Source organism: Pseudomonas sp. GW821-FHT04C07, from assembly GCF_059420325.1.
Genome location: NZ_JBWKTM010000005.1, coordinates 287053 through 309125 on the forward strand (window position 1 = coordinate 287053; position 22073 = coordinate 309125).

Sequence of the window (22073 nt, forward strand, 5' to 3'; positions counted from 1 at the left end):
ATCTTTTGATCTTCGCGATTTCAGGATCGCTAAAAGATCGCAGCCTGCGGCAGCTCCTACGGGTGTGTTTCGGCTTAACTGTTGCTGGTCTTCTGCACCAGCCCATCGGCCCTGAACATCCCGCGAATTCCGCGCACGGCCTGGCGAATCCGATCCTGGTTCTCGATCAGTGCAAAGCGCACATGGTCATCACCGTATTCACCGAAACCAACCCCCGGCGATACACAGACCTTGGCTTCAGCCAGCATTTTCTTGGCGAATTCCAGCGAGCCAAGGTGCGCATAGGCGTCGGGGATCTTGGCCCAGACGTACATCGATGCCTTCGGATTCTCGACCATCCAGCCCAACTCATGCAGGCCTTTGACCAGCACGTTGCGGCGCTGCCGGTATTGCTCGGCGATATCTTTGACGCACTGCTGATCACCTTCCAGCGCGGCGATGGCCGCGACTTGCAGCGGAGTGAAGGTGCCGTAGTCGTGGTAACTCTTGATCCGCGCCAGGGCGTTGACCAATTCTGCGTTGCCGACCATGAAACCAATGCGCCAACCAGCCATGTTGTAGCTCTTGGACAAGGTGAAAAATTCCACCGCGATGTCCTTGGCGCCCGGCACTTGCATGATCGACGGGGCTTTCCAACCGTCGTAGACGATGTCGGCGTAGGCCAGGTCGTGGACCACCAGCACATCGTATTGCTTGGCCAGAGCGATAACCCGCTCGAAGAAATCCAGCTCCACGCACTGCGCGGTCGGGTTGGACGGGAAGCCGAGAATCATCATCTTCGGTTTGGGGATCGAGCCGCGAATCGCCCGTTCCAGTTCAGCGAAGAAGTCCACGCCAGGCACCAGCGGCACTGACCGCACCTGGGCGCCGGCAATCACCGCGCCGTAGATGTGGATCGGATAGCTGGGATTGGGCACCAGCACCGTATCGCCCTGGTCGAGGGTGGCGAGCATCAAGTGCGCGAGGCCTTCCTTGGAACCGATAGTGACGATGGCTTCGCTTTCCGGATCGATGTCGACCTCGTAGCGATCTTTGTACCAACGGGAAATCGCCCGCCGCAGGCGTGGAATGCCCTTGGACGTGGAGTAACCGTGAGTGTCTTCGCGCTGGGCGACGGTGACCAGTTTTTCGACAATGTGCGGCGGTGTCGGGCCGTCGGGGTTGCCCATGCTCAAATCGATGATGTCTTCGCCACGACGACGGGCGGCCATCTTCAATTCGGCAGTGATGTTGAATACGTAAGGGGGGAGTCGATCAATGCGCGCAAAGCGGCGCGGCGAACCTTGGTCTGCCATTGTTGCCTCGGGTAACGTGAGCGCCCGGAACCGTCCGAGCGACGTTGGCCACTGCGGTGGCCTGTGGCGGAAGATAAGGGCAGTGACAGCGGATTGTCCAGCGCGCGCAGTCAAATATTTCGATGGTCGTTCGTGGCGACATTCGGCCCATTTGCGGCGCAGGCATTTTCTGCGATACAACAGCGGGCTGTTTTTTGGCTGAAAAACCGAGTTAAAAAACGGTTGAAAAGCTGCGTTCAATATCTGCCCACCACTTAGCGCTTTCGATGGAATGAACATGGAATTTACCAGTGGCTTCTTGCTGAGCCTTTCGCTGTGTCTGGATATCGGCGTGGCGAATATCGCGATGATCACCCTTGCCATGCAACGCGGTTATTTTCAGGGTTTTGCCCTTGGGCTCGGGACCTGCGTGGGTGATTTGATCTACGCAGTGCTGGCGTTGGCCGGCATGAGTGTGCTGTTGCAGTATTCGAGCGTGCGCTGGGTGCTGTGGGTCGGCGGTTCGGCGCTGCTACTGTACTTCGCGGCGAAGATGATTCATTCGGCGATCTACCATCAGGCGACCCTGGCCGAGGCGGTCGAAGTCAGCAACGGCTCCCATCGACGGGAGTTTTTTCGCGGCATTTTCCTCGCCATGTCCTCGCCGAGCGCCATCCTCTGGTTCGCTGCGGTGGGCGGTACGCTCATTGCCCGTTCCGGTGGCGGGAGCCTGCTCAGCTCAGGGTTGTTTCTGGCGGGATTCTTCTTTGCCGGGCTGCTCTGGTGTGGCGGCTTGTGCCTGGCCGCAACCCAGGGCGGCAAGTTGTTGGGCGACAAACTGTTGCGCTATTCATACATGGCATCTGCAGCGATCTTCTGCTATTTCGCGGTCTACGTGATTGTATCTGGCTATTGGGAGTTTGTCGGTTCGGCGGGCGTGGCTGAGCTTCCGGGCCTGTGACTGGGTTTGGCTTCTATACTCCCAGCCGAACCCATCTTTCACTATTGAGGTCGCTTTCATGGACGAACAAAAAATTTCCGATCTTGCGCAACCGCGCTTTGAACATGGACATTTCCTACTGATTGCGGGACTGGGCGGGCGGTTTACTGCCAAAACCACCCAAGGCATCCCACAGCTTTGGGAAAAATTCATTCCGCATATCGGCAAAATCCCGGGCCAAAAAAACGATGCGACCTACGGCATTTGTTGCAACCCGGATGGCAAGGGCGGTTTTGAATACATCGCCGGAGTTGAAATCAGCAAGCTCGATGACTTGCCTGAGCAATACCGCTGGATCGAAGTACAACCACAACACTATGCGGTGTTCGAGCATAAAGGCTCACTGGCTACCTTGCCCCAGACCTTTCGATACATCTGGAATACCTGGCTGCCGCAGTCCGGTAGTGAAGCCGCAGATGCGCCGGAGTTCGAACGTTACAGCGCGGACTTCAATCCGCAAACGGGGGAAGGTGTTCTGGAGATCTGGCTGCCGCTCAAGTCCGACTGATCAATGTCACAAGCGAAGGCTGTTGTTAGAATCGCCTGCCGTTGCGCCTGTCGTCGTCACCTTACAAGGTAGCTGTTGTCTCCTATGAAATCGTCAAACACTGTTGTTCGCCTGGTCACGCCCGCTGACCTGGACCGCTGTTTCGCCATCGAATCGATTGCCTACGAAGGCGACGAAGCGGCCACCCGCGAGAAAATCGCCACGCGCATTGCCACCTGGCCGCAGGGGTTTATCGTGGCTGAAGTCGATGGCCTGGTCGCAGGCTTCATCAACTCCGGCGCCGCCTACCAGGTGGAAATGGCCGATGAAGCCTTCAAGGAGCTGATCGGCCATGACCCGGACGGCCCGCATGTGGTGATCATGTCGGTGGTGGTGCACCCGGATTATCAAGGGCAGGGCTTGGCGAAACGTTTGATGAGCGAATTCATCGAGCGCATGCGCGCAATGCACAAGGCGAGCATCAACCTGATGTGCAAGGAGCGGCATATTGCGCTTTATGCCAGCTTCGGCTTCGCCTACCTCAAGGCTTCAGCCTCTGACCACGGCGGGATGGCCTGGCATGAAATGGTGTTGAAACTGTGATGTGAATGCATGATTTGATCGTTCCCACGCTCTGCGTGGGAATGCCTCACCGGACGCTCCGCGTCCGCTTTGGATGTGACGCAGAGCGTCACGGGCTGCATTCCCACGCAGAGCGTGGGAACGATCAAACAACGATCAAACAACGATCAAACAACGATCAAACAACGATCAAACATGTCGCATGTTCAGAAGGCCAGCGACAGCCTGCGTTCATAACCGATCCGGCCCTTGTACGCTTCGCCGGTATCGACCCAACCTTGCTTGAGGTACAGGTTGAGCGCCGCTTCATTGTGGGTGTCCACCGAGAGCATCAACCCATTGATGTGCGGCCAGGTCTGGCGAGCGACTTGCGGCAGGGCTTGCAGGCAGGCTTTTGCGAAGCCTTTGCCCTGGGCGCGGTGGTCGACTTGCAGGGCGTGCAGTGTGGCGGTGTCTTCATCGGCCCAATGGGGAAGGCACGGCGGGCGTTTGAGCAGCAGGAAGGCCACCGGAACCTCTTGCGAAAGCAGGGCAAAGCCTTTGACGCCGGGGTTGGCGTTGGACCGCAGGGCGTGCAAGGCGCCGTCGATATCGCCGGAGAATTCCTTTTGCTGTGGGAGGATTTCGATGGCTTCGACTTGTTGGCGCTGAACCGGGGTCAGGCTGTCGTAGGGCACAAGCTGAGTAGTCACGAGCGGTACCGACAAATGTGAGACCCGGGATTCTAACGAGTTTGCGGCGGGCAAAAATATTTTTTGTGGCAACACGTCGAACTTGTCGATTTCGGTGTGCGCCATACGACTAGGGGTGTCTTCACGATTTAAGTGCCACTAATCAGGCCGCCCGATGAGCCTGTGCAAACCAATCGCAAGGAGAACCCTCGTGAACACTCACAACACCGAAATTGAAATCCGCGCCTTGATCGAGACCTGGCAGCAAGCCGTCATCGCCAAGGATATCGACAAAATCGTCAGCTATTACTCCGACGACATCACTTCGTTCGACGCCGTGACCGCGCTGCAATTCAAGGGCAAAGCGGCCTACCGTGCGCACTGGCAAGAGTGCATGAAAGTCTGCCCCGGTCCCGGCATTTTCGAGTTTCACCAGTTGCACGTCGTGCCGGCCGCCGACATCGCTTTTGCCCATTGGCTGGCCCATTGCGGCGGGACGGACGAAAAAGGTGAAACCAAAGCCTGCTGGATGCGGGTCACCGCCGGTTATCAACGCATCAATGGCCAATGGTTGGTGGTGCATGAGCACTGGTCGGCACCGTTCGACATGATGAGTGGTACGGCTTTGTTCGATCTGCAACCCTGATCGTCGGGATTTTCGCCAAACCTCGAATCAGCAGCCATAGTTGATCAGCTTGATGACGGAGAATTTCATGAAATACCTATGCCTGGTCTACAGCGACGAGCATCTGTTGCACAGCCTGCCCGACAGCCCGAAAGACGCTGAGTGCATGGCCTACGCCGAGTCCGTTCAGGGCAGTGGCCGGATGCTCGCCGCCGAGGCGCTGGAGTCAGTGCAGACCGCCACAACCGTGCGCATGCGCAACGGCAAGCTGTCGATCACCGACGGGCCATTCGCTGAAACCAAAGAGCAATTGGCCGGCTTCTATCTGATCGATGCCAAGGACCTCAACGAGGCTATCCAGGTCGCCGGCAACATTCCGGCGGCCCGGGTCGGCAGTGTCGAAGTGCGCCCCGTACGTGAATTGAATCCCTCATAACAATAATAAGCAGGAGACCCTGATGAACGCTCAATTGGCTCAACCACAACCTGCTGAATTCGAGTTATCCATCAGCCGTTTGATTGATGCGCCCCGCAGCAGGATTTTCCGTGCCTGGACCGAACCGCAGTTGCTTGTGCAGTGGTGGGGGCCCCATGGCATGACCACGCCGGAATGTGAAATAGACCTGCGGGTCGGTGGTCTGTTTCGCACCTTGATGCGCGCGCCGGATGGCAAGGAATATCCGACCCAGGGGGTGTACCTGGAGATCGTCGCGCCACAGCGGATTGTCTTCACCGATGCCTTCAAACCGGGCTGGATTCCTTCGGGCAAACCCTTCATGAGTGCTGAGGTGACTCTTGAGGAAGTCGATGGCAAAACCCTCTACACCGCGCGCGCCATGCACTGGACTGAAGAGGATCGCCAGGCCCATGAGGCGATGGGTTTTCATGAAGGCTGGGGACAAAGCCTGGACCGGTTGGTGAGGCTGGTGACCGAAGGCATGACTGACTGATGCCGGGCGAGGCGAGCGGGGCGCTCAAGGCACAGCTGGAGACGGTTTATCGCGCCGAGTCACGGCGGATACTCGCGACCCTGATTCGCTTGCTCGGCGATTTCGACCTCGCCGAAGAGGCATTACATGAAGCTTTCTTCGTCGCGGTCGAGCGTTGGCAGCGTGATGGCGTGCCGGCTAATCCGCGCGCCTGGCTGGTGTCTACCGGGCGCTTCAAGGCCATTGACGGGTTGCGCCGGCGGGCGCGTTTCAGTGCATCCCGGGCGGCGTTGGTCAGCCAGGTGCAAGAGCTCGAAGAGACCGACTGGAGCGAGGAAGACGTGGAAGACGATCGCCTGCGATTGATCTTCACCTGCTGCCACCCGGCCTTGGCGGCGGATGCTCAGGTGCCGTTGACGCTTCGGGAAATCTGCGACCTGACGACCGAGGAAATCGCTCGGGCCTTTCTCACAGCACCGGCCACCATTGCCCAGCGCATCGTGCGCGCCAAAGCGAAGATTCGTGACGCGAAGATCCCCTATCAAGTGCCGTCCATGGCCGAACTGCCCGAGCGTCTGGACAGCGTGTTGCGGGTGATTTATCTGGTGTTCAACGAAGGTTATTCGGCCTCGATGGGCGAGCAGGTGACGCGTGAAGATTTGACCGCCGAGGCCATACGCCTTGCTCGTTTGCTGATGGAGTTGCTGCCGGAGCCCGAGGTCATGGGGCTGCTGGCGCTGATGCTGCTGCACGAGTCGCGACGCCCGGCCCGGACTTCGGCCTCGGGTGAACTGATTGTGCTGGATGAACAGGACCGCTCGCTGTGGAATGCCGGGCTGATCGCCGAAGGCTGCGCTCTGGTGGAGCAGGCGCTGAGCACCCGTCGCTTCGGCCCATACTGCCTGCAAGCCGCGATCGCCGCGGTACATGCCGAAGCGCCGACCGCGGAGGAAACCGACTGGGTACAGATCGTCGGGCTTTATGACGTATTGCTGCGGGCGGTGCCTTCGCCGGTGATCGAGCTCAATCGCGCGGCGGCCCTGGCCAAGCGTGATGGACCGCTGGCGGGGCTGGAGTTGATCGAGGGGATTCTGGCGCGAGGCGAGCTGCTCGATTACCACCTGGCACATTCGGCCCGGGCGGAGTTCTGCCGGCAGCTCGGGCGCGTCGAGCAGGCCAGAGAGGCTTATCAGCGCGCCCTGGAGTTGACTCGGCAAGTACCGGAGCGGCGGTTTATCGAGCGGCGGCTTGAAGCGCTGAAACCGTTCTTTTACTAGAACTAAAAATAGCGCATTGAATGAAATAAATGGCTTTTTGTAGGAACCAGCCGGGCGGTGCTCCGTTTGCTCGCGATGGTGATCTCAAGGACGCCATCGCCGGCAAGCCGTGCTCCTACGGGTGATCTCAAGGACGCCGTCGCCGGCAAGCCGTGCTCCTACGGGTGATCTCAAGGACGCCATCGCCGGCAAGCCGTGCTCCTACGGGTGATCTCAAGGACGCCATCGCCGGCAAGCCGTGCTCCTACGGGTGATCTCAAGGACGCCATCGCCGGCAAGTCGTGCTCCTACAGGTGTTCTCTGCGCGACCACAACAGGTTCTACGAACGGTTTCACTCCAGCATTTTCCCCAGCAACCAACTCCCTGCAGGCCCCGGCGGATGCAGGCGTGACCACAGTGCATCCACCGCCACCGGCCGTGGCCAGCCGCGCACGGTGAGTTCATGGAGCGAGCCTGCGCCAAAGCGGCCCACCAGCCAGCGCGGTAACGGTGCCCAGCCAAAACCGCCTTGAGCCATTTCCAGCAGCATCAAATAACTCGGTGCCGACCAGACCCGGCCTTGTGCGCGGGTTTCATACGGGTTGACGATGGTCGCCAGACGCAACTCGCGGTGTTGTTGCAAGGTGTCCTTGTCGACTCTTTGCAGCGCGGCCAGTGGATGCTCACGAGAGACAAACAAGGCGATTTCCGTGCGTTCGTCGACTGTCGAACTGGCAAGGTCCGCCGGGTAGCTCGGCTGCATCTCGGCGAAGGCAATCTGCGCCCGGCCACGCTGGACCAGCGCCACCAGATCGTCGCATTCGGCGATCAGGCATTCGAGTTCCAGGTCCGGGTAACGCTGCTCGAACTCGCTCAAGCACGCCTCGAAACGGTCGGACTGCCAGGTGTCGGAAATGGCCACGGTCAGCTTCGGTTCGAAGCCTTGTGACAGCTGGCTGGCGGCCATTTCCAGCCGACTGGTCGCAGCCAGGATGTCTTCGGCACGTTGCAGCATCACATGCCCGGCGGGTGTCAGGCCGGGTTTGCGGCTGCTGCGATCGAACAGAATCACGTCCAGGTCGATTTCCAGGCTGGCGACGGCCGCGCTGATGGTCGACTGGCTCTTGCCCAGTTTGCGTGCGGCCGCAGAGAACGAGCCTTGGGTCGCGGCCTGGACAAAGGCCAGCAGCACTTCATGAGATGCCATGAACTATCGCCTTGATCGATGGTTATTGGTTATGAAGTATCGGGCTGGTGGGCAATGATGGCAACCATCGTTACCCAGAGAGTCTGATCATGAGTACCCAAAAATCCCTGACTGAACGGGTTTTCCAGGCCATTGGCTTTGAAGTCTTCGCGGTGCTGATGTGCACCCCACTGTTCGCCTGGTTGATGGATAAGCCATTGTTCGACATGGGCGTGGTGACCGTCGCCAACTGCTTTATCGCGCTGGGCTGGAATGTGCTCTTCAATGGCATGTTCGACCGCATGCGCGAGCGTTTCGCCATGGTCCAGAATGGCTGGACCCGCATGTTGCATGCGTTACTGTTCGAGGGCGGTCTGGTGGTCGTCAGCGTGCCGCTGGTGGCCTGGTGGCTGAGCATCAGCCTGTTGCAGGCACTGATTCTGGACATCGGCGTGTTGCTGTTTTTCCTGCCGTACACCTACGTCTACCACTGGGCGTATGACGTGGTGCGCGAGAGGGTGATGTTACGCCGAGAGCCATCTCGCGGATGACGCCTTCGCGGCGAGTCAGTCAAGCCGCTACGCGATCCGTAGCAGCCTGCGCCAGCTGCTACAGGGGTTGTGCCGAGCCAGAAAAGGGCGATCAGATGTGGAAGTAACCCACGCAGGAATCGAACGGCAGGCGTTTGAGTTCGATCTTGTTCATGTCGAACACTTCACGCAGGGCTTTGGTTTCGCCCGGGAAGTTGCGATAGGCGACTTCGTCCAGCACCACGATGGCGCCTTTTGGCATGTACGGCAGGAAGGTTTCCAGCGCGACTTTGGTCGGTTCGTAAAGGTCGGTGTCGAGGATCAGCATGGCCACGACCAGGTCCGGCCGGGACTTGACGTACTCCGGCGCGGTTTTGCAGATGTCACCCTTGACCAGCTCGCAACGCGGGATGCGGTTGACCGGACGCAGCAAGTCGTTGGCGTCGATCATGTCCTGGATCAGCGACTGGTCGGTGTCGGAGAACATGTTCTCGTTGATGTCCGTCGGGTCTTCGTCCTTGTTGATGCTGGTGAAACCTTCAAAGGTGTCGAAACCGACGATCGAACGGTTGATCGCGTAGGGTTCCAGAATCATCGACAAGTGCATGTAGAGCATCAGCGAGTTGCCCTTGTACACGCCGCACTCAATGATCGCGCCCGGTATCTCGGCGACTTTCTTGAACAACTCCATGCGCGACAATGCTGCGGTCACGCCAATGCGGTTGGCGAACACGTATGGCGCATCGGCCACATACTCGGCGTCGACCCGTTTCAGGACGTTGGCACGGGTTTCGTTGTATTCGGTCTCGGCAGGCGTAAGGCGACGCTTGGTCATTATTTGGCTCCTAGGAAATTCGAGAAATCGTGGACGTGCAAATAGTCTTTGAAGCCGGCCCCGACATCCGGGCACGCGCTGTCGACATTGATTGCGCCGCGTTTGTGCTTGAGGTCATCGAGGTGCATCAGCCGGAAGTCCACGCTGAAGCGGGTCTGTTCGGTGTAGTTGGGGACGGTGCCATGCAGGTGCGAGCCAGAGAAAATCAGCATCTCGGCAGTGTTACCGGCGACGCGGATTTCCGATGAGGTGTTGATCTCTTCCAGCGGCACCGGGTGAACGCGGACTTCTTCTTTGACGTTGTCCTTGGCTCGCTCACGCTGTACGTTGATCCAGTCGGACAAACTCCACTGCGCCGAGGTGTTCTTCACCGGCACATCGAAGTAGCCCGGATTGATCATCATGGTCTGGTCCGGGGCGATGGTGTAAACCGGCATCCAGGTGTTGATCTGGCAGTCCACGCCGCCGTACCAGGTGTCCCGGTGCGGTTTGTAGGCATAACTGATGCCGGCGTGCAGGTAGTCGTAGTTCGGCACCACGCGGATGCGCGGCACATCGAAAATGTAGTCCTTGGGGTCGGCGCCAATTTCCAGGGTGAAGGCGCGAATCAGCTCCTTGACCTGCAGACTGTTGGTGAACTGGCCCTTGAGCCGGGTTACCTGGATGACGAATTCTTCGACCGGCATCAGCGTGTGCAGGGACTGGTGATCAGTCTCGCCGTCAAACGCCGCGGTGATGCTTTGCCGGGCGAATGCGCACAGTTCTTTGGCTGCGTTGAGCTGGGTGTTCAGGAAGATATCGCCAGCGTAGATGGCGCTTTTGAAGTCAGCTTTGTTCTGAAGCTGATTAATATACAAATTCACGGTTTCCCCCTCCTGAATACGTTGGGTCTCTAAAGAGTCGGCACAAAGGTAACAAACTGAAGTGCAATCCAGCGGATGCTGGAGCAAAAGCTCGTTAATACGCTGATTTTTCGACGAAATGCGTGTTGCGCTTGCCTGAGTCTGATTCGCTGGATAAAAAAATCCCGAACCGATTACCCCGTCCGGGATTTTTTCAGTTGTTGAGCGAGGCTTGGAACAACTGCGTAAACAGCCAATACAAACTGCCCAATAGCCCCAGCCGCAACGCGATCCGTAGCAGCTGACGAGCTGAGCGAGGCTGCGTTCGGTCTGGGCCGCATTCGGACAGAGTGGTCGTAAAGTCAGGCACCGCGGTTTTTCAGGTTAACCGTGGAGGCAGGATTTACGACCGCTTCGTCCGAATGCAGTCCAGACCGAACGCAGCCTGGCGGCAGCTGCTACAGGGATTGTGCAAGCCCGCTTGACTCAATAATCCTGGCGCTTGCGAAATGCCCAACGCCCGGCCAGCACGGTAAAGGTCGCCACCAGTGCCACCAGAATCCAGAAGCCCTCGGGGTCGCCCGAGAGCGGGATGCCACCGACGTTCATGCCAAAGAAGCCGGCAATGATGTTGATCGGCAGCGCCAGCACAGTGACCACGGTCAGGGTGAACAGGGTGCGGTTGCTTTGTTCGTTGAGGTTGGCGGCGATTTCTTCTTGCAGCAGTTTGATGCGTTCGCCCAGGGCCGTGAGGTCGTTGATGATCAGCGCAAACTCCTCCGTGGACTTGCGCAGCTCCTTGACGTCCTCCTTCTGTAGCCACTGCGGTGGGCGGTTGAGCAGCCGCAGCAACGACCCCGGTTCAAGCGCCAACAAGCGTTGCAGGCGCACCAGCACCCGGCGGTTAGTACCCAGTTCGGCGCGGTTGGTGGACAGGCGCGAGGACAATAGCTGGTCTTCGATCTGGTCGACGCTGATGCTGGTTTTGCGCACGATCTGGGTCAGCACTTCGCCCTGATCACGCAGCAGATGTACCAGCAGTTCCAGTGGCGAGCGAAAGCGTTCACCGGCCTTGACCGAGGAACGCAGCTTGTCCACTGAGTGCAAGGGTTGCAGGCGGGCGCTGATGATCAGGCGGCTGCGGGCGCAGACCCACAGGGTCGAGATGTCCGAAGACACCATGCTGCTCAGGTTGAACACCACATCGTTGACCACTGCCAGCAGCGCCGTATCGACGTGTTCGATGCGTGTAGAACGTGAACCTTCATGCAGCGCTTCGAAGAATTCTTCTGGCAAATCCAGATGGGTTTTCATCCAGCGCTCGCAGGCGGCGTGGGCCAGGTTGAGGTGCAACCAGAGAAACTCGTCTGTGTCAGCGGGTTGTTTCAAGCATTCCAGAGCCTTGGCCGAATCGATTTCACGGCCGCGTTCGCCGGGGCGAAAACTGAAACCGTAGAGCAGGCCGAACAGATCAGAGTCGCGATGGCGTTGGTCGATACTGTGGTTCATGGAGTCTCGCTGGCGGGAGGTGCCTGTAGGACGTTTCACAGGCTCACTTGAACCGCATCATGGCAAGGCTGTTTGACGGTTTTGTGACAGTTTGGCGACGCGGGCGAGTGAGCGACGACCAGTGGTCGGAACCCTTTAAAGAATGCGAACAGCGCGCCGATCACGCTCACGTAATCTTTCGTGTTTTGGCCATAGGCCTGGTTGTTGGTGACAGGGATGTCTAGACGTCATGCATGCCCCTAGATGGCCTGCTTTATCCCTGTCATGAGATCCCACTCGATGTTTTTGCAAAAATCCCTGAGAGCTCAAATTCTGGCAATGCTGAGCGGCAGCTTGATTGCGATGCTGTTGATTGCTCTGGCGTGCTTTCACTTTCTCTCCAGCGGTGTTCAGAGCTATCACAACCTGATCGATGGCCCGCTGCATACTTCACAACTGATCGATGAGGCCAACCTGCAATTCAAAGTTCAGGTACAGGAATGGAAAAACGTCCTGCTGCGTGGCAAGCAGCCGGCTGATCTGGACAAGTACTGGAAGCAGTTTGAAGATCGCCAACGCGATGTTCAGGACATTCTTGGCCAACTGGCCAGCCAACCGGGAATCGATGCACAGCTCAAGACACGCATCGAGCGACTGCGTGAGGAGCACCGGGTCTTGGGTACGGCCTATCAGAAGGGCCGCGACGCTTATCTGGCGGCAGGTGCTGATCCAACAGCCGGAGACGCTGCGGTCAAAGGCGTGGACCGCGCCGCCAGTGAACAAATGAGCGAGCTGGTCAACGAGTTACGCAAGCAAGGCACCGAGCAATCGACATTGATCAGCGCCAGCGCCGATCACACTGTGCTGCTGGGAATTGTGGTGATGCTTGCTTCGGGCCTGTTGATCGGTCTGTTCAGCCTGTGGCTGGTCAACCGCCATCTGGTGGAGCCGATCCGCAAGCTGATCGAGTATGTGGCGCAACTCAGTCAGGGTCGCTTTGCCGAGCGGGTGGCGAGCAATCGTCAGGATGAGTTGGGCAAGCTGGCCGTTGCCGCCAATACACTAAGGGATTTTCTCGCAGAAACCTTCAGCCATTTGCAGCGCAGTGCCTCGGATCTGGACAGTGCCAGCGGTGAGCTGAATTCCATTGCAAGCCTCATGACCCACGGCACCAACGAGCAATTCAACCGCACCGATCAAGTCGCCACGGCGATGAACGAAATGTCCGCCACCGCTCAGGAAGTCGCCCGCCACGCCGCCGACGCGGCGCGGGCTGCCGATGATGCCGATCACTCTGCTCGGCAGGGCGAAAAGGTCATGCAGGGGACGATTCACACCATCACTCAAATGCGCGGTGAAATCGCCAATACCGCTACGGTTATCCGGCGTCTGGAGGCCGACAGCGGGCGCATCGGCAAGGTGCTGGAAGTGATTCGCGGGATCGCCGAACAGACCAACCTGCTGGCGCTCAACGCGGCCATCGAAGCGGCCCGTGCCGGTGAGGCCGGGCGTGGGTTTGCCGTGGTCGCGGATGAAGTGCGCAGCCTGGCTCAGCGCACTGCGGCGTCGATCATCGAGATCAATCAAATCATCCAGACCGTTCAAACCGGCGCAGTGGATGCGGCCCAGGCGATAGAGAGTGGCCAGTCGCGCAGTGAAGAAAGCGTCGAGCAGGTCACTCAGGCCGGTGCGATGCTGGAGCGCATCACTGTGGCGGTGGAAGCGATTCGCGACATGAACCGCCAAATCGCCACCGCCGCCGAACAGCAGACCTCGGTCGCCGAAGATATTTCGCGCAACCTCACCGAGATCACCTGCATCGCCAGTACCAACCTGGATAACGTGCAGCGCACCGAAGCCGCGAGCCAGAATCTGCACGGGTTGTCGGGGCAACTGAACGAGGTGACTGCACGTCTGAGTGCATGACCGGGCACCTCCAGGCGTGATTGTGTATCGGCTCGGTATCCGGGCCGGTACACGATAAATCTCAAGCTTGTACCGCTTACGTCGATGAGGAGGATATCCCTAGACTCACATGGATCAACCACCCATGGTCAGCATCACTTCCGTTTCGATCAATCAGAGCCTTTCTACAACGTCCAGCAAAACCACGATCACTGACAGTGCCGACACCAGCAAGACCGACAGCACCTCGTCAACGGCAGCAGGTAGCTCAGCCATCTCAGCCGCAACCGACACTTCGAAGGTCGCAGCAGGCGGTGCACCGGCGTCCAGCGGCAGCAGTACGAGCAGCAGTAGCGAGTCGGATGCGGTGAAAGCCCTGCGCAAGCAGATTGCTGAACTGCAAAAGCAATTGCAGGAACAACACAAGCAACTGCAAGCGGCTCAAGCGAGTCAGAAAAGTGCAGACGCAAAAGCCGCCGAAGTGGCCGCCGCGCAATCGCAGATCGCGACCACCTCAGGCTCCTTGCAGACCGCTACTGCCGCGCTGTTGCAAGCCTTGCAGAGCTCGAGCAGCAGCACCTCGGGCTCGTTGGTCAGTACCTCGGCATAATGTCGGGAGCCTGCGGTGATCGAGCGCGAACGCGGGCTTTGTGTTCTGCGCTAAAACGCAAAAAAAACCACGCGACCCAAAGGTCGCGCGGCTTTTACAGTGTTCCCGTTACTTGTCTTGTTTGTTGCTCAGCACCTGACCGGTCCTGGCGTCCAGGTGCACGTCCCACTCAACACCTTTGGCGTCGCGTATTTCGACCTGATAGACGTAATCCGCGTCTTTTTTCTCAAGCCCGGTGTCGGTGATGTTGGCTGCCGTAGCTCCTGGATGCTGGGCGAGGGCGGCCTGGTTGAGTTTTTCCAGGTCCATGATGCTGCCGTCTTTGAGCAGACCCGGAATCAGATCCGGGCGCACGTCAGCCCGGGCCAGCCCGGCGGTCAGGGTCAAGGCAGCAACGGCGAACAGGGCAGTCAACGTTTTCATGAGTTCTTTCCTTGGGGTGAACTGTTTAAGTGGGACCAGCGTAGTCCGCCGAACTTAATTCACCCTTAATTGCACCTCAGCGCTGACGGTTCCGTTCGACCATTCCTGCATGGGGCGCTATACGCCCCGGCTCACGGCCGATTGATCATTTAATAGCCGTTAGCCTCAAGCAACTGCGCGACGCTGGCCGGCGCCGGGCGTTTGAAGTACTTGAGCAGCTCGCTGGCGCGGTTGGTGAAGATGCCATCAACGCCGGCGTCCATCACCTTCTTGTAATCCACCGGTTCGTCGATGGTGTAGGCATGCACCAACAGACCTTTGTCGTGAGTGAAGGTGTTCATCCACGGCTGCACCAGGTCCGAATAGCTTTGATCGCCACCTGTGGTCAGGGCTGCCGAAGGTCCTGTACCGATGGCGCCTTGAGCCTTGGCGTAGTTGACCCATTTCTCGAATTCGGCTTTGTCCCTGGGTTCCTGTCTGGCGTACCAGGCGGCCTTGTCCTTTTCACCGCTGGCGGCGAAGCTGACATTGGATTTGGGTTCGATACTGCCTTCACCGACCCACAGCAGAAGGATTTTCGGTACCTGCGGCATTTCCTTTTGCAGCAGTTCCAGGCTGCTCTTCTCGAAGGTTTGCAGCACGACCTTGCCTTTGCCCTGGCCGACCGCCAAATCGCTTTTCGCCAGTTTCGAGCCAGTCGGGCTCAGCCAGCCACGGTCCTGCAATTTATCTTTCAGGTCACGTTCGATACCCGGAAACTGCTTTGGCTCTTTGGTTTCGATGTACAGCCCGGGTTTGTGCTGCGGGTTGCCTTGCGCGATATCGATGATTTCGTCGAGGGTCAGGATCTTCAGGCCCACATACGAGGGGCGCGCACGGTCCGGGTACGCCTTGTTGAACCAACTGCCGGCATCCAGGGTTTTCAGTTCGGCCAGGGTGAACTCGTTGGCGGGACTGTCCTTGCGCTCGGGAAATTTACTGGCAACGTCAGTGGTGCGTTGCAGGTTGTTGTCATGCAGAGCAAACAGCACACCGTCTTTGCTGCGTTGCAGGTCCATTTCCAGATAGTCGGCACCCAGGTCACGCGCCAGTTTGTAGGAGGCCGCGGTGGATTCCGGTGCATCGAAGGATGCGCCACGGTGGGCAATGACCGCCGGGTGTGGAACACCTATGGCGCTGGTCAGAGCGGTCGGGCTCGGCTGGCTGGTGGCCTGTGCCTGGCCAAGGCCGAGCATCAGGCTCAGCAACAGGGCACTTTTGCGGAAGGTGACGGGCATATTCGAAGTCCTTTCGTAGAGAGCGATGTCCAAGGATTACCTTTTAACAACTGAACGCCACTTGTGCTATCGCCATACCGACATTACGTGTGTCAGAGCCGGTATTTCAGTGCTTTTGTGCGGCTCTGTGCAGTACTCGTCGGCCCGGCAGTTAACGCCCCCCGACGCTCGACTATTTCTCAAACCGATAAGCGCGCTCAACCTTGCACACCCGTGTATGACAAGCCTCATACCAGGTCGAGCGCCCCTGCTCGCGGACCTCGGTGTGTTCGGCGTGATGTTTCCAGGCGAGGATTGCGGCCTCACTGGCCCAATAGGAAACAGTGATGCCGAGCCCGTCTTCACCGCGGGCTGACTCAACACCGAGAAATCCCGGTTGCTCGCGGGCCAGCTCGAGCATGCGCCCGGCGGCTTGCTCATAGCCTTGATCCCCCTCGGTTCGCAGGGACGTGAAAATCACCGCGTAGTAGGGCGTCGCTGGTGTCTTGGCGATCATGCCGGGTTCCCCGCGCAGGCGTTGAGAAATGCGCTGACCAGCGGCGGGGGCGTGCCGGCCAGTGCGGCGCGTTCGGGCTGAAATAACGTGGCGACGAAGAACGGATGACAATGCAGCTCGACGCTCCTTAGATCACCCGCCGAGTCGTGTCCGGTGGCGTGCAGGCTTTGTGTCAGCAGCTGCGTTTCGAACTCGGGATTGACGCCGTACCGGCAGTGATAACCTTCGCGGATTTGCAGTGCGCCATAGGCGTTGGCGATCAACGAACCTTCGACCAGGCGGATACCGTCCACGGCCTCGACCAACGAGCAACTCAACGGCGTGAGCAGGGCGCGGGCGGCGTCCGGTGAGGTCTCGCCATGCTCGGCATCGGCCCAGCCGAGCACGTTGCGCGCGTACTCAAGCACTGCGTGTTGAAAACCGCCGCAGGTCCCCAGAAAGGGTCGTTGTTGTTCGCGGGCATAACGGATGGCCAGGAGTGCGCCGTCCACATCGCGGTAAGGGCTGGCCGGCACACACCAGAAACCGTCGAAGCCATTCAGCTGGGTGGCCGATGTGATGCTATCGGTGGGCAGCCACTCAAACTGCACCTTCATGTCGGCCTTCTCGGCCGCCATGGTCAGCGCCAGCGGGATCGCCTGGTGAGCGATGACATCGCGGTTGTAGTCACCGATCAGAGCGATCTGGATGAGGGGCTTATCTGAAGGGGTTTGCATGTGGTTCTCCTGGTGCGGCCAAGGCTTGTTGATTCCTGGAGCCCACTATAGATTGGCGCTCACGCAATCAATATTGGCGTTTACCCAAATGCTCAATGCATCAACGCACTATCAACTCGATTACCCGGACCTGTCGCTGATCCTGGCGCTGGTGCGTGGCGGCTCTCTGGCCCGTGCAGCAGCGCTGTTGAAGGTCGATGTGTCGACGGTATTTCGTGCGGTGCGCAGACTGGAAGCCGCCTTGGGTCAGGAGTTGTTCGAGAAAAGCCGCGCAGGCTATCTACCGAGCAGCATGGCGCAAGCCTTGGCCGAACAGGCTGAGCGTGCCGAGCAAGCGCTGGAAGCGGCGCGCATTGGTGTGGAGCAAGGTGGGGAAGTTATCAGTGGCACGGTCCGCCTGACCTGCACCGATTCGGTCCTGCAAGGTTTGCTTTTGCCGGCACTGGCGCAGTTCATGCCGGCATATCCGGCCTTGACCATCGAATTGAGTACATCCAACGATTTTGCCAACCTCAGTCGCCGCGACGCCGACATCGCTTTGCGCTTGACCTGCACACCGCCGCAGCATCTGGTCGGGCGGTGCCTGGGCTCGGTGTCGTACCGGGTTTGCGCCAGTGCGGCTTACCTGCAATCGGTCGACCCCAGTGACCTGGCCAGGCTTGCCTGGATCGCCCCGGATGACTTCCTGCCGGATCATCCAACCGTGGCCTGGCGTCGTCAGCAGTTGCCCGGCGTGCTGCCCAATTACCGCTGCAACAGCATGCTGTCGGTCACCGAACTGGTGCGTGCCGGGTTGGGCGTCGCGGCGCTGCCGGACTTCCTGATCGGTGAATCGGGACTGCAAGCCTTGAGTGAGCCCCTGCACGGTTACGACACCAGTCTATGGCTGCTGACCCGCCCGGACTGCCGTACCTTGCGCTCGGTGGTGACGCTGTTCGATGAACTGGCGCGCAGCGTCCGTTTGCCTTAGTTCTGTTCCTCCGGCGCGATGGGTTCAAACCTTGGGCTCATCCTTGCGCACAAAATGCTGATGCATTTCGGAGGTCAGGTTTTCGATGCGCTCTGTCAGGGTCTTGGTCATCTCGGTCAAACGGGTGTTTTGCTCAAGTAATTCCAGTAGTTGTGCTGTGGTCTGGGCGGCTTGTACCTGCCGTTCGGCGTTGGCAAGGGCAAGGGTTTCACGGTGCAGGGCATCCGCATCGGAATGGGCTTTGTCCCGTGCCGCCTGGCGAGTTTGAGCGAGCAGAATCAGCGGCGCGGCATAGGCTGCCTGGAGGCTGAAAGCCAGGTTCAGCAGGATGAACGGATAGACATCGAAATTCGTCAGTCCAGCCAGGTTGACGCCAATCCAGAGTGCGACAATCAGTGTTTGCGCACCGAGGAAGGTCGGCGTCCCGAAAAAACGGGCAAAGGCTTCAGCCTTCAAGGCAAAACTGTCAGTGCCGAAGGTCGGCGCCAGATGGGCGTGAGGGCGGTGAAAGCGCAGGTGATCGACTTCAGAGCCAGGCTCTGCTTCGGGTTTGACTGAGTTCATAGTGCTCTCTGCAATGCCGTGGGACTGGGGTCTACTATAGCCCCGAGTACCCACGATTGAGGAAATCCTCTAAGGGCATCCAGTGGGCTTGTGTCAGACGGGCAATCGCGGGTTCTCTGACCGGGTCGCTCGTGGCAACGTTGATTTTGTTGCGCTCGGTGTTTTTCGCGGCGTACAGCGCTTTGTCCGCCTCGTTGAGCCATATCGCGGCATCCTCGAACTGTAACTGGTAAGCGGCAAGACCAATGCTCAAGCTCACCTCAAGCTCAGGGATCTCCTGGCTGCGGCAGTTGCTGAAGACTTCACGCAAGCGTTCCATGAACTCCCTGGCTTGCTCCAGAGGCATGTCCGGCAAAATGTAGGAGCAGCCGGTCGACGCTCGATTGCTCCGGGCGGCGCTCCGACGATGGACCTGAGGGCGACGCGTTTATCCAGCAAACACGCGTTATCGTTAACGTCATCGCGAGCAAGCTCGCTCCTACAAGGGGCAGCGTTCGCTTAACTGACTTGATTGCCAGCTGGTAACACACCGTGCCTACCGCCAGCGGGTAGAGCGTCAGATAGACCTGAAGCGTACTGGTGGGCGAAGGCCGCCCCCAGCAGAGCAGGCGAGGAAGGGCCCTAGGGAATCCTCCCCGAGTGGACGGGACTACAGCTGATAGCAGGCCAGGAACATATCCATTGCAGACGCTACAACGGTGGTCTGCATCTCGGGTGACAGCACTGGCTGGTTCATGGAGATTTGTGGCCAGAAGGCGAATGCCTTGATCAGCCCCTGCACCTGCTGCGCGGCGAAACACGGGTCGACGGGTTTCAACCTGCCGTCGGCCTGGGCCGCGCGAATCCACACGGTGAGGCTCTCTTCACGCTCTCCCAGCCTGGCGACCATATCCTGGGCCCGTTCGGGGGAGTGGATCGTGGCGGCAATTGCCACACGTGCGAGGTCGAGGAGGTTGTTGTCCGCCAGCATGTGCAGTTTGGCCCGCAACAACACTTCCAGCTGCTCGCGTAGCGGCAGATCACTGCGGTAGATCGTGTCCTGCTGGGTGCTGATGCTGGTCCATAATTTATTCAGGATCTCGGCGAACAGCTCTTCCTTGCTGGGGAAGTGGTTGTACACCGTGCGCTTCGAAACGCCGGCCGTGGCGGCTATCTTGTCCATGCTGGTGATGTCGAAACCGTTGGTCCGGAATTCGACAATGGCCGCCTGGACGATGGCTTCGCGTTTTCGGTCGGTGAGGCGCAGTGCAGCTGTCATAAATAGGCTTCGGCGGGTGAAATGAAAATTACACTTCGCAGTTTACTTATTCTCTCGTTTGTTGCAATCTTGAAACTACACTGTGCAGTGTAATTGCGCGGTAAAAAATAGAGTTTGCGGCTAATGCGTGCATGCATTGGCCAGTTATCGTCCAACAACGGAGCACCGGAACCTCACCGGTTTCCTTGGAGTCACCTCAATCATGGCCACTCTCTCATCTCGCGCTGACAGCGCCCCCAGCCTCAAAGGCTCTTTGCGGGACGAAGGTCATTACCGCAACCCTGTAGCAGTGCCGCGCGAAGGCTTTCGCAAAACCTTGCGGATTTTCTGGAACATGCTGTTCCACAAACCGCGCAACACTCGCCCGGCCGGGGTTATCCCTGTACAAGCCTTGACCCGCGAAGCACTGTTGGCTGCGCCAAATCACAGCGTGTTCCGTCTCGGCCATTCGACCGTACTGCTCAAATTGCACGACAAATTCTGGCTGACCGACCCGGTCTTCGCCGAGCGCGCATCGCCGGTGCAGTGGGCCGGCCCACGGCGCTTCCATCAGCCACCCATCAGCCTGGAAGAACTGCCACCGATTGAGGCGGTGATCCTGTCCCACGATCATTACGACCACCTCGATCATCAGTCCATTCTCAAACTGGCCGACAAAACCAGATACTTCCTCGCGCCGCTGGGTGTGGGCGATACCTTGATCAAATGGGGGATCGACGCCAGCAAGGTGCGCCAACTGGATTGGTGGCAGGGCACTGAAGTGGATGGCATTCGCTTCATCGCCACACCATCCCAGCATTTTTCCGGACGCGGCCTGTTCGATGGCAACAGCACGCTGTGGGCGTCCTGGGTCATGATCGATGGCGACACACGGATCTTCTTCAGCGGCGACACCGGCTATTTCGATGGCTTAAAACGCATCGGCGAGCAGTACGGCCCGTTTGATTTGACGCTGATGGAAACCGGCGCCTACAACGTCGAATGGCCGCATATTCATATGCAGCCAGAGCAAACCCTCCAGGCGCATATCGACCTCAAAGGTCGCTGGTTACTGCCGATCCACAACGGCACGTTCGATCTGTCGATGCACGCCTGGCATGAACCCTTCGACCGCATCCTGGCCCTGGCCTGGGAGCGAAATATCTCCATCACCACACCGCAAATGGGTGAAGCGTTCAACCTGACACAACCCCAGCGTGGACGGGCGTGGTGGCTTGAGGTGGAGAGTGTGCCGTGCTCGGAGCACAACGCGCTGACCTGACAGGCTGCGCGTCTGGTTGAATAGTCATACACGTGAAGAGGAAAGGGGCTCGGGGGGGCTATCCCGAGCCCTGCCCTAGGCTGACCGAGAGAGTGAAATAATCACTCATCCTTCAGTATTTACGGGACGTCTATTCATGAATGGAACTCTGAAATATCACTTCACCGCACTCATCCGGATGACTGCGCTAAATGCGTTACCTGGACGCATTGATTGCTGATGTTGCATCACCTGCGATTTTCGTCGCGCCCTTGTCCGGTTACCCGGGCATCACGGGGCCCTCAGGCATAGACGCTGACGGTTTGCCAACCTCGGTTTTCTTTTATGGTGAGCACTGGAGCGACGCCAGGCTCCTGGCACTTGCCTATAGCTATGAGCAAGCCTCTCTGGCATGGCAGGCCCCGGCCTTCAGGCAGCAATAGTTCGTCGATCGAAGCCTGCCGCCAACCGAGGAGCCGGCTTCTGTTCGTATCGGTGTTCACTCAATCATCGCGTAATCAGCCCGCCCGACCGGATCAGGTGTCGTGCCTTTGATGTTCATGCCTCTGCCCGGTGCAAAGCCCGGGAAAAACACCAGGCCTTGCGCTTCCAGCCGATAGGCCAGGGCCAGACGAGTGACGTCCAGCAACTCCCCTTGGGCTTCAAACCGCTGGATGGCGGCTATTGAAACCCCTGATTCCTGAGATAACTGCTCCAGGCTCCAGCCCAATAGCTCGCGGGCCTGTGCGCAGTGTTCGGGGGTGAATTGATGAAGGGCGATACGTTCGAGGGTGATTTTCATCGCAAGAGAGGCCATGGTTTTCTCCGGGGTTCGAGAGTGGCGATTCAATAAAATACTGTGTTTTTGTACAGTTGTTTTATGCCCGGATCAAACTCATTTTTTGATC

General features: G+C 58.7%; 25 protein-coding genes and 2 pseudogenes. 13 read left to right on the forward strand and 14 right to left on the reverse strand.

The window, feature by feature from the left end; all coding sequences use genetic code 11:
- Window positions 1-74: 74 nt before the first annotated feature.
- Window positions 75-1295 (reverse strand): alanine transaminase, encoded by a 1221-nt coding sequence (gene alaC / locus AC07UI_RS12095; protein WP_494992694.1) that lies wholly within the window; start codon window positions 1293-1295, stop codon window positions 75-77.
- 277 nt (window positions 1296-1572) lie between these two features.
- Between alaC and AC07UI_RS12100 the strand changes: the two genes are divergently transcribed.
- The 3 genes from AC07UI_RS12100 to AC07UI_RS12110 all read left to right on the forward strand — a co-directional run bounded on the left by AC07UI_RS12100 (window position 1573) and on the right by AC07UI_RS12110 (window position 3364).
- Entirely contained in the window at window positions 1573-2235 is a 663-nt protein-coding gene (locus AC07UI_RS12100) for a LysE family translocator (protein WP_494992695.1), read from the forward strand.
- Between the two features lie 58 nt (window positions 2236-2293).
- Window positions 2294-2782, forward strand: coding sequence for a GyrI-like domain-containing protein (locus tag AC07UI_RS12105; RefSeq protein ID WP_494992696.1), 489 nt, complete (start codon window positions 2294-2296; stop codon window positions 2780-2782).
- An 84-nt stretch (window positions 2783-2866) separates the two neighbouring features.
- Window positions 2867-3364 carry a GNAT family N-acetyltransferase gene (locus tag AC07UI_RS12110; RefSeq protein WP_494992697.1) on the forward strand — a complete coding sequence of 166 codons (498 nt, stop codon included), beginning with the start codon at window positions 2867-2869 and terminating at the stop codon, window positions 3362-3364.
- 185 nt (window positions 3365-3549) lie between these two features.
- Here the strand turns inward: AC07UI_RS12110 and AC07UI_RS12115 are convergent, their stop codons facing one another.
- Window positions 3550-4035, reverse strand: coding sequence for a GNAT family N-acetyltransferase (locus tag AC07UI_RS12115; protein ID WP_494992698.1), 486 nt, complete (start codon window positions 4033-4035; stop codon window positions 3550-3552).
- Window positions 4036-4225: 190 nt separating this feature from the next.
- On the opposite strand from AC07UI_RS12115, the gene AC07UI_RS12120 reads away from it, so the two are divergent.
- From AC07UI_RS12120 to AC07UI_RS12135, 4 genes are all read left to right on the forward strand, one after another.
- Window positions 4226-4660 carry a YybH family protein gene (locus AC07UI_RS12120; protein ID WP_494992699.1) on the forward strand — a complete coding sequence of 145 codons (435 nt, stop codon included), beginning with the start codon at window positions 4226-4228 and terminating at the stop codon, window positions 4658-4660.
- A 67-nt stretch (window positions 4661-4727) separates the two neighbouring features.
- Window positions 4728-5075 carry a YciI family protein gene (locus tag AC07UI_RS12125; protein WP_494992700.1) on the forward strand — a complete coding sequence of 116 codons (348 nt, stop codon included), beginning with the start codon at window positions 4728-4730 and terminating at the stop codon, window positions 5073-5075.
- A 22-nt stretch (window positions 5076-5097) separates the two neighbouring features.
- On the forward strand, window positions 5098-5589 hold the full coding sequence (locus tag AC07UI_RS12130) for an SRPBCC family protein (RefSeq protein ID WP_494992701.1): 492 nt from the start codon (window positions 5098-5100) through the stop codon (window positions 5587-5589).
- Window positions 5589-6845, forward strand: coding sequence for an RNA polymerase sigma factor (locus AC07UI_RS12135; protein ID WP_494992702.1), 1257 nt, complete (start codon window positions 5589-5591; stop codon window positions 6843-6845). Before AC07UI_RS12130 ends, AC07UI_RS12135 begins: the two co-directional genes overlap by 1 nt.
- A gap of 332 nt (window positions 6846-7177) precedes the next feature.
- Here AC07UI_RS12135 and AC07UI_RS12140 read toward each other — a convergent pair whose 3' ends face one another.
- Entirely contained in the window at window positions 7178-8032 is an 855-nt protein-coding gene (locus AC07UI_RS12140; protein WP_494992703.1) for a LysR family transcriptional regulator, read from the reverse strand.
- An 89-nt stretch (window positions 8033-8121) separates the two neighbouring features.
- On the opposite strand from AC07UI_RS12140, the gene AC07UI_RS12145 reads away from it, so the two are divergent.
- A complete protein-coding gene (locus AC07UI_RS12145; protein ID WP_494992704.1) occupies window positions 8122-8562 on the forward strand; it encodes a multidrug/biocide efflux PACE transporter in 441 nt (146 codons plus the stop codon).
- Between the two features lie 91 nt (window positions 8563-8653).
- Here the strand turns inward: AC07UI_RS12145 and AC07UI_RS12150 are convergent, their stop codons facing one another.
- From AC07UI_RS12150 to AC07UI_RS12160, 3 genes are all read right to left on the reverse strand, one after another.
- The gene (locus tag AC07UI_RS12150; RefSeq protein WP_494992705.1) at window positions 8654-9376 is read right to left on the reverse strand and encodes a TylF/MycF/NovP-related O-methyltransferase; all 723 of its coding nucleotides are present in this window, start codon (window positions 9374-9376) and stop codon (window positions 8654-8656) included.
- Window positions 9376-10239 carry a 2OG-Fe(II) oxygenase family protein gene (locus AC07UI_RS12155; RefSeq protein ID WP_494992706.1) on the reverse strand — a complete coding sequence of 288 codons (864 nt, stop codon included), beginning with the start codon at window positions 10237-10239 and terminating at the stop codon, window positions 9376-9378. The genes AC07UI_RS12150 and AC07UI_RS12155 overlap by 1 nt, the downstream gene beginning before the upstream one ends.
- Window positions 10240-10704: 465 nt before the next feature.
- Entirely contained in the window at window positions 10705-11727 is a 1023-nt protein-coding gene (locus AC07UI_RS12160; protein WP_494992707.1) for a transporter, read from the reverse strand.
- An 861-nt stretch (window positions 11728-12588) separates the two neighbouring features.
- Between AC07UI_RS12160 and AC07UI_RS12165 the strand changes: the two are divergent.
- The 3 genes and pseudogenes from AC07UI_RS12165 to AC07UI_RS12175 form a co-directional block, all read left to right on the forward strand.
- Window positions 12589-12699, forward strand: a pseudogene (locus AC07UI_RS12165) (hypothetical protein); the annotation flags it as partial.
- 228 nt (window positions 12700-12927) lie between these two features.
- Entirely contained in the window at window positions 12928-13632 is a 705-nt protein-coding gene (locus tag AC07UI_RS12170) for a methyl-accepting chemotaxis protein (protein ID WP_494992778.1), read from the forward strand.
- Window positions 13633-13756: 124 nt separating this feature from the next.
- On the forward strand, window positions 13757-14221 hold the full coding sequence (locus AC07UI_RS12175; RefSeq protein ID WP_494992779.1) for a hypothetical protein: 465 nt from the start codon (window positions 13757-13759) through the stop codon (window positions 14219-14221).
- Between the two features lie 108 nt (window positions 14222-14329).
- Here the strand turns inward: AC07UI_RS12175 and AC07UI_RS12180 are convergent, their stop codons facing one another.
- The 4 genes from AC07UI_RS12180 to AC07UI_RS12195 form a co-directional block, all read right to left on the reverse strand.
- Window positions 14330-14644: a PepSY domain-containing protein gene (locus AC07UI_RS12180; RefSeq protein ID WP_494992708.1), complete on the reverse strand. Its 315-nt coding sequence runs from the start codon at window positions 14642-14644 to the stop codon at window positions 14330-14332.
- Window positions 14645-14793: 149 nt separating this feature from the next.
- On the reverse strand, window positions 14794-15921 hold the full coding sequence (locus tag AC07UI_RS12185) for a glycerophosphodiester phosphodiesterase (RefSeq protein WP_494992709.1): 1128 nt from the start codon (window positions 15919-15921) through the stop codon (window positions 14794-14796).
- Window positions 15922-16093: 172 nt separating this feature from the next.
- Entirely contained in the window at window positions 16094-16417 is a 324-nt protein-coding gene (locus AC07UI_RS12190; RefSeq protein WP_494992710.1) for an antibiotic biosynthesis monooxygenase family protein, read from the reverse strand.
- Window positions 16414-17133: a CTP synthase C-terminal region-related (seleno)protein gene (locus tag AC07UI_RS12195; RefSeq protein WP_494992711.1), complete on the reverse strand. Its 720-nt coding sequence runs from the start codon at window positions 17131-17133 to the stop codon at window positions 16414-16416. The genes AC07UI_RS12190 and AC07UI_RS12195 overlap by 4 nt, the downstream gene beginning before the upstream one ends.
- A 25-nt stretch (window positions 17134-17158) precedes the next feature.
- Between AC07UI_RS12195 and AC07UI_RS12200 the strand changes: the two genes are divergently transcribed.
- A complete protein-coding gene (locus AC07UI_RS12200) occupies window positions 17159-18103 on the forward strand; it encodes a LysR family transcriptional regulator (protein ID WP_494992780.1) in 945 nt (314 codons plus the stop codon).
- Window positions 18104-18127: 24 nt separating this feature from the next.
- On the opposite strand, the gene AC07UI_RS12205 is transcribed toward AC07UI_RS12200, so the two are convergent.
- The 3 genes and pseudogenes from AC07UI_RS12205 to AC07UI_RS12215 all read right to left on the reverse strand — a co-directional run bounded on the left by AC07UI_RS12205 (window position 18128) and on the right by AC07UI_RS12215 (window position 19925).
- The gene (locus tag AC07UI_RS12205) at window positions 18128-18667 is read right to left on the reverse strand and encodes a DUF1003 domain-containing protein (RefSeq protein WP_494992712.1); all 540 of its coding nucleotides are present in this window, start codon (window positions 18665-18667) and stop codon (window positions 18128-18130) included.
- A gap of 34 nt (window positions 18668-18701) precedes the next feature.
- Window positions 18702-19025 (reverse strand): annotated as a pseudogene (locus tag AC07UI_RS12210) (diguanylate cyclase); the annotation flags it as partial.
- A gap of 291 nt (window positions 19026-19316) precedes the next feature.
- On the reverse strand, window positions 19317-19925 hold the full coding sequence (locus AC07UI_RS12215; RefSeq protein WP_494992713.1) for a TetR/AcrR family transcriptional regulator: 609 nt from the start codon (window positions 19923-19925) through the stop codon (window positions 19317-19319).
- Between the two features lie 202 nt (window positions 19926-20127).
- Here AC07UI_RS12215 and AC07UI_RS12220 point away from each other — a divergent pair, with 202 nt between their 5' ends.
- On the forward strand, window positions 20128-21186 hold the full coding sequence (locus AC07UI_RS12220) for an MBL fold metallo-hydrolase (protein WP_494992714.1): 1059 nt from the start codon (window positions 20128-20130) through the stop codon (window positions 21184-21186).
- Between the two features lie 478 nt (window positions 21187-21664).
- Here the strand turns inward: AC07UI_RS12220 and AC07UI_RS12225 are convergent, their stop codons facing one another.
- Window positions 21665-21982, reverse strand: coding sequence for a helix-turn-helix domain-containing protein (locus tag AC07UI_RS12225; protein WP_494992715.1), 318 nt, complete (start codon window positions 21980-21982; stop codon window positions 21665-21667).
- Window positions 21983-22073 lie beyond the last annotated feature (91 nt).

Excerpts from the sequence above, each read along its gene's own strand:
- AC07UI_RS12205 (WP_494992712.1), bottom strand. The coding sequence starts at position 18,667 with ATGAACTCAGTCAAACCCGAAGCAGAGCCTGGCTCTGAAGTCGATCAC.
- AC07UI_RS12185 (WP_494992709.1), bottom strand. The coding sequence starts at position 15,921 with ATGCCCGTCACCTTCCGCAAAAGTGCCCTGTTGCTGAGCCTGATGCTC.
- AC07UI_RS12175 (WP_494992779.1), top strand. The coding sequence starts at position 13,757 with ATGGTCAGCATCACTTCCGTTTCGATCAATCAGAGCCTTTCTACAACG.
- AC07UI_RS12225 (WP_494992715.1), bottom strand. The coding sequence starts at position 21,982 with ATGGCCTCTCTTGCGATGAAAATCACCCTCGAACGTATCGCCCTTCAT.
- AC07UI_RS12180 (WP_494992708.1), bottom strand. The coding sequence starts at position 14,644 with ATGAAAACGTTGACTGCCCTGTTCGCCGTTGCTGCCTTGACCCTGACC.
- AC07UI_RS12160 (WP_494992707.1), bottom strand. The coding sequence starts at position 11,727 with ATGAACCACAGTATCGACCAACGCCATCGCGACTCTGATCTGTTCGGC.
- AC07UI_RS12140 (WP_494992703.1), bottom strand. The coding sequence starts at position 8,032 with ATGGCATCTCATGAAGTGCTGCTGGCCTTTGTCCAGGCCGCGACCCAA.
- AC07UI_RS12130 (WP_494992701.1), top strand. The coding sequence starts at position 5,098 with ATGAACGCTCAATTGGCTCAACCACAACCTGCTGAATTCGAGTTATCC.
- AC07UI_RS12170 (WP_494992778.1), top strand. The coding sequence starts at position 12,928 with ATGTCCGCCACCGCTCAGGAAGTCGCCCGCCACGCCGCCGACGCGGCG.
- AC07UI_RS12190 (WP_494992710.1), bottom strand. The coding sequence starts at position 16,417 with ATGATCGCCAAGACACCAGCGACGCCCTACTACGCGGTGATTTTCACG.
- AC07UI_RS12125 (WP_494992700.1), top strand. The coding sequence starts at position 4,728 with ATGAAATACCTATGCCTGGTCTACAGCGACGAGCATCTGTTGCACAGC.
- AC07UI_RS12135 (WP_494992702.1), top strand. The coding sequence starts at position 5,589 with ATGCCGGGCGAGGCGAGCGGGGCGCTCAAGGCACAGCTGGAGACGGTT.
- AC07UI_RS12105 (WP_494992696.1), top strand. The coding sequence starts at position 2,294 with ATGGACGAACAAAAAATTTCCGATCTTGCGCAACCGCGCTTTGAACAT.
- AC07UI_RS12220 (WP_494992714.1), top strand. The coding sequence starts at position 20,128 with ATGGCCACTCTCTCATCTCGCGCTGACAGCGCCCCCAGCCTCAAAGGC.
- AC07UI_RS12215 (WP_494992713.1), bottom strand. The coding sequence starts at position 19,925 with ATGACAGCTGCACTGCGCCTCACCGACCGAAAACGCGAAGCCATCGTC.
- AC07UI_RS12145 (WP_494992704.1), top strand. The coding sequence starts at position 8,122 with ATGAGTACCCAAAAATCCCTGACTGAACGGGTTTTCCAGGCCATTGGC.
- AC07UI_RS12100 (WP_494992695.1), top strand. The coding sequence starts at position 1,573 with ATGGAATTTACCAGTGGCTTCTTGCTGAGCCTTTCGCTGTGTCTGGAT.
- alaC (WP_494992694.1), bottom strand. The coding sequence starts at position 1,295 with ATGGCAGACCAAGGTTCGCCGCGCCGCTTTGCGCGCATTGATCGACTC.
- AC07UI_RS12150 (WP_494992705.1), bottom strand. The coding sequence starts at position 9,376 with ATGACCAAGCGTCGCCTTACGCCTGCCGAGACCGAATACAACGAAACC.
- AC07UI_RS12195 (WP_494992711.1), bottom strand. The coding sequence starts at position 17,133 with ATGCAAACCCCTTCAGATAAGCCCCTCATCCAGATCGCTCTGATCGGT.
- AC07UI_RS12110 (WP_494992697.1), top strand. The coding sequence starts at position 2,867 with ATGAAATCGTCAAACACTGTTGTTCGCCTGGTCACGCCCGCTGACCTG.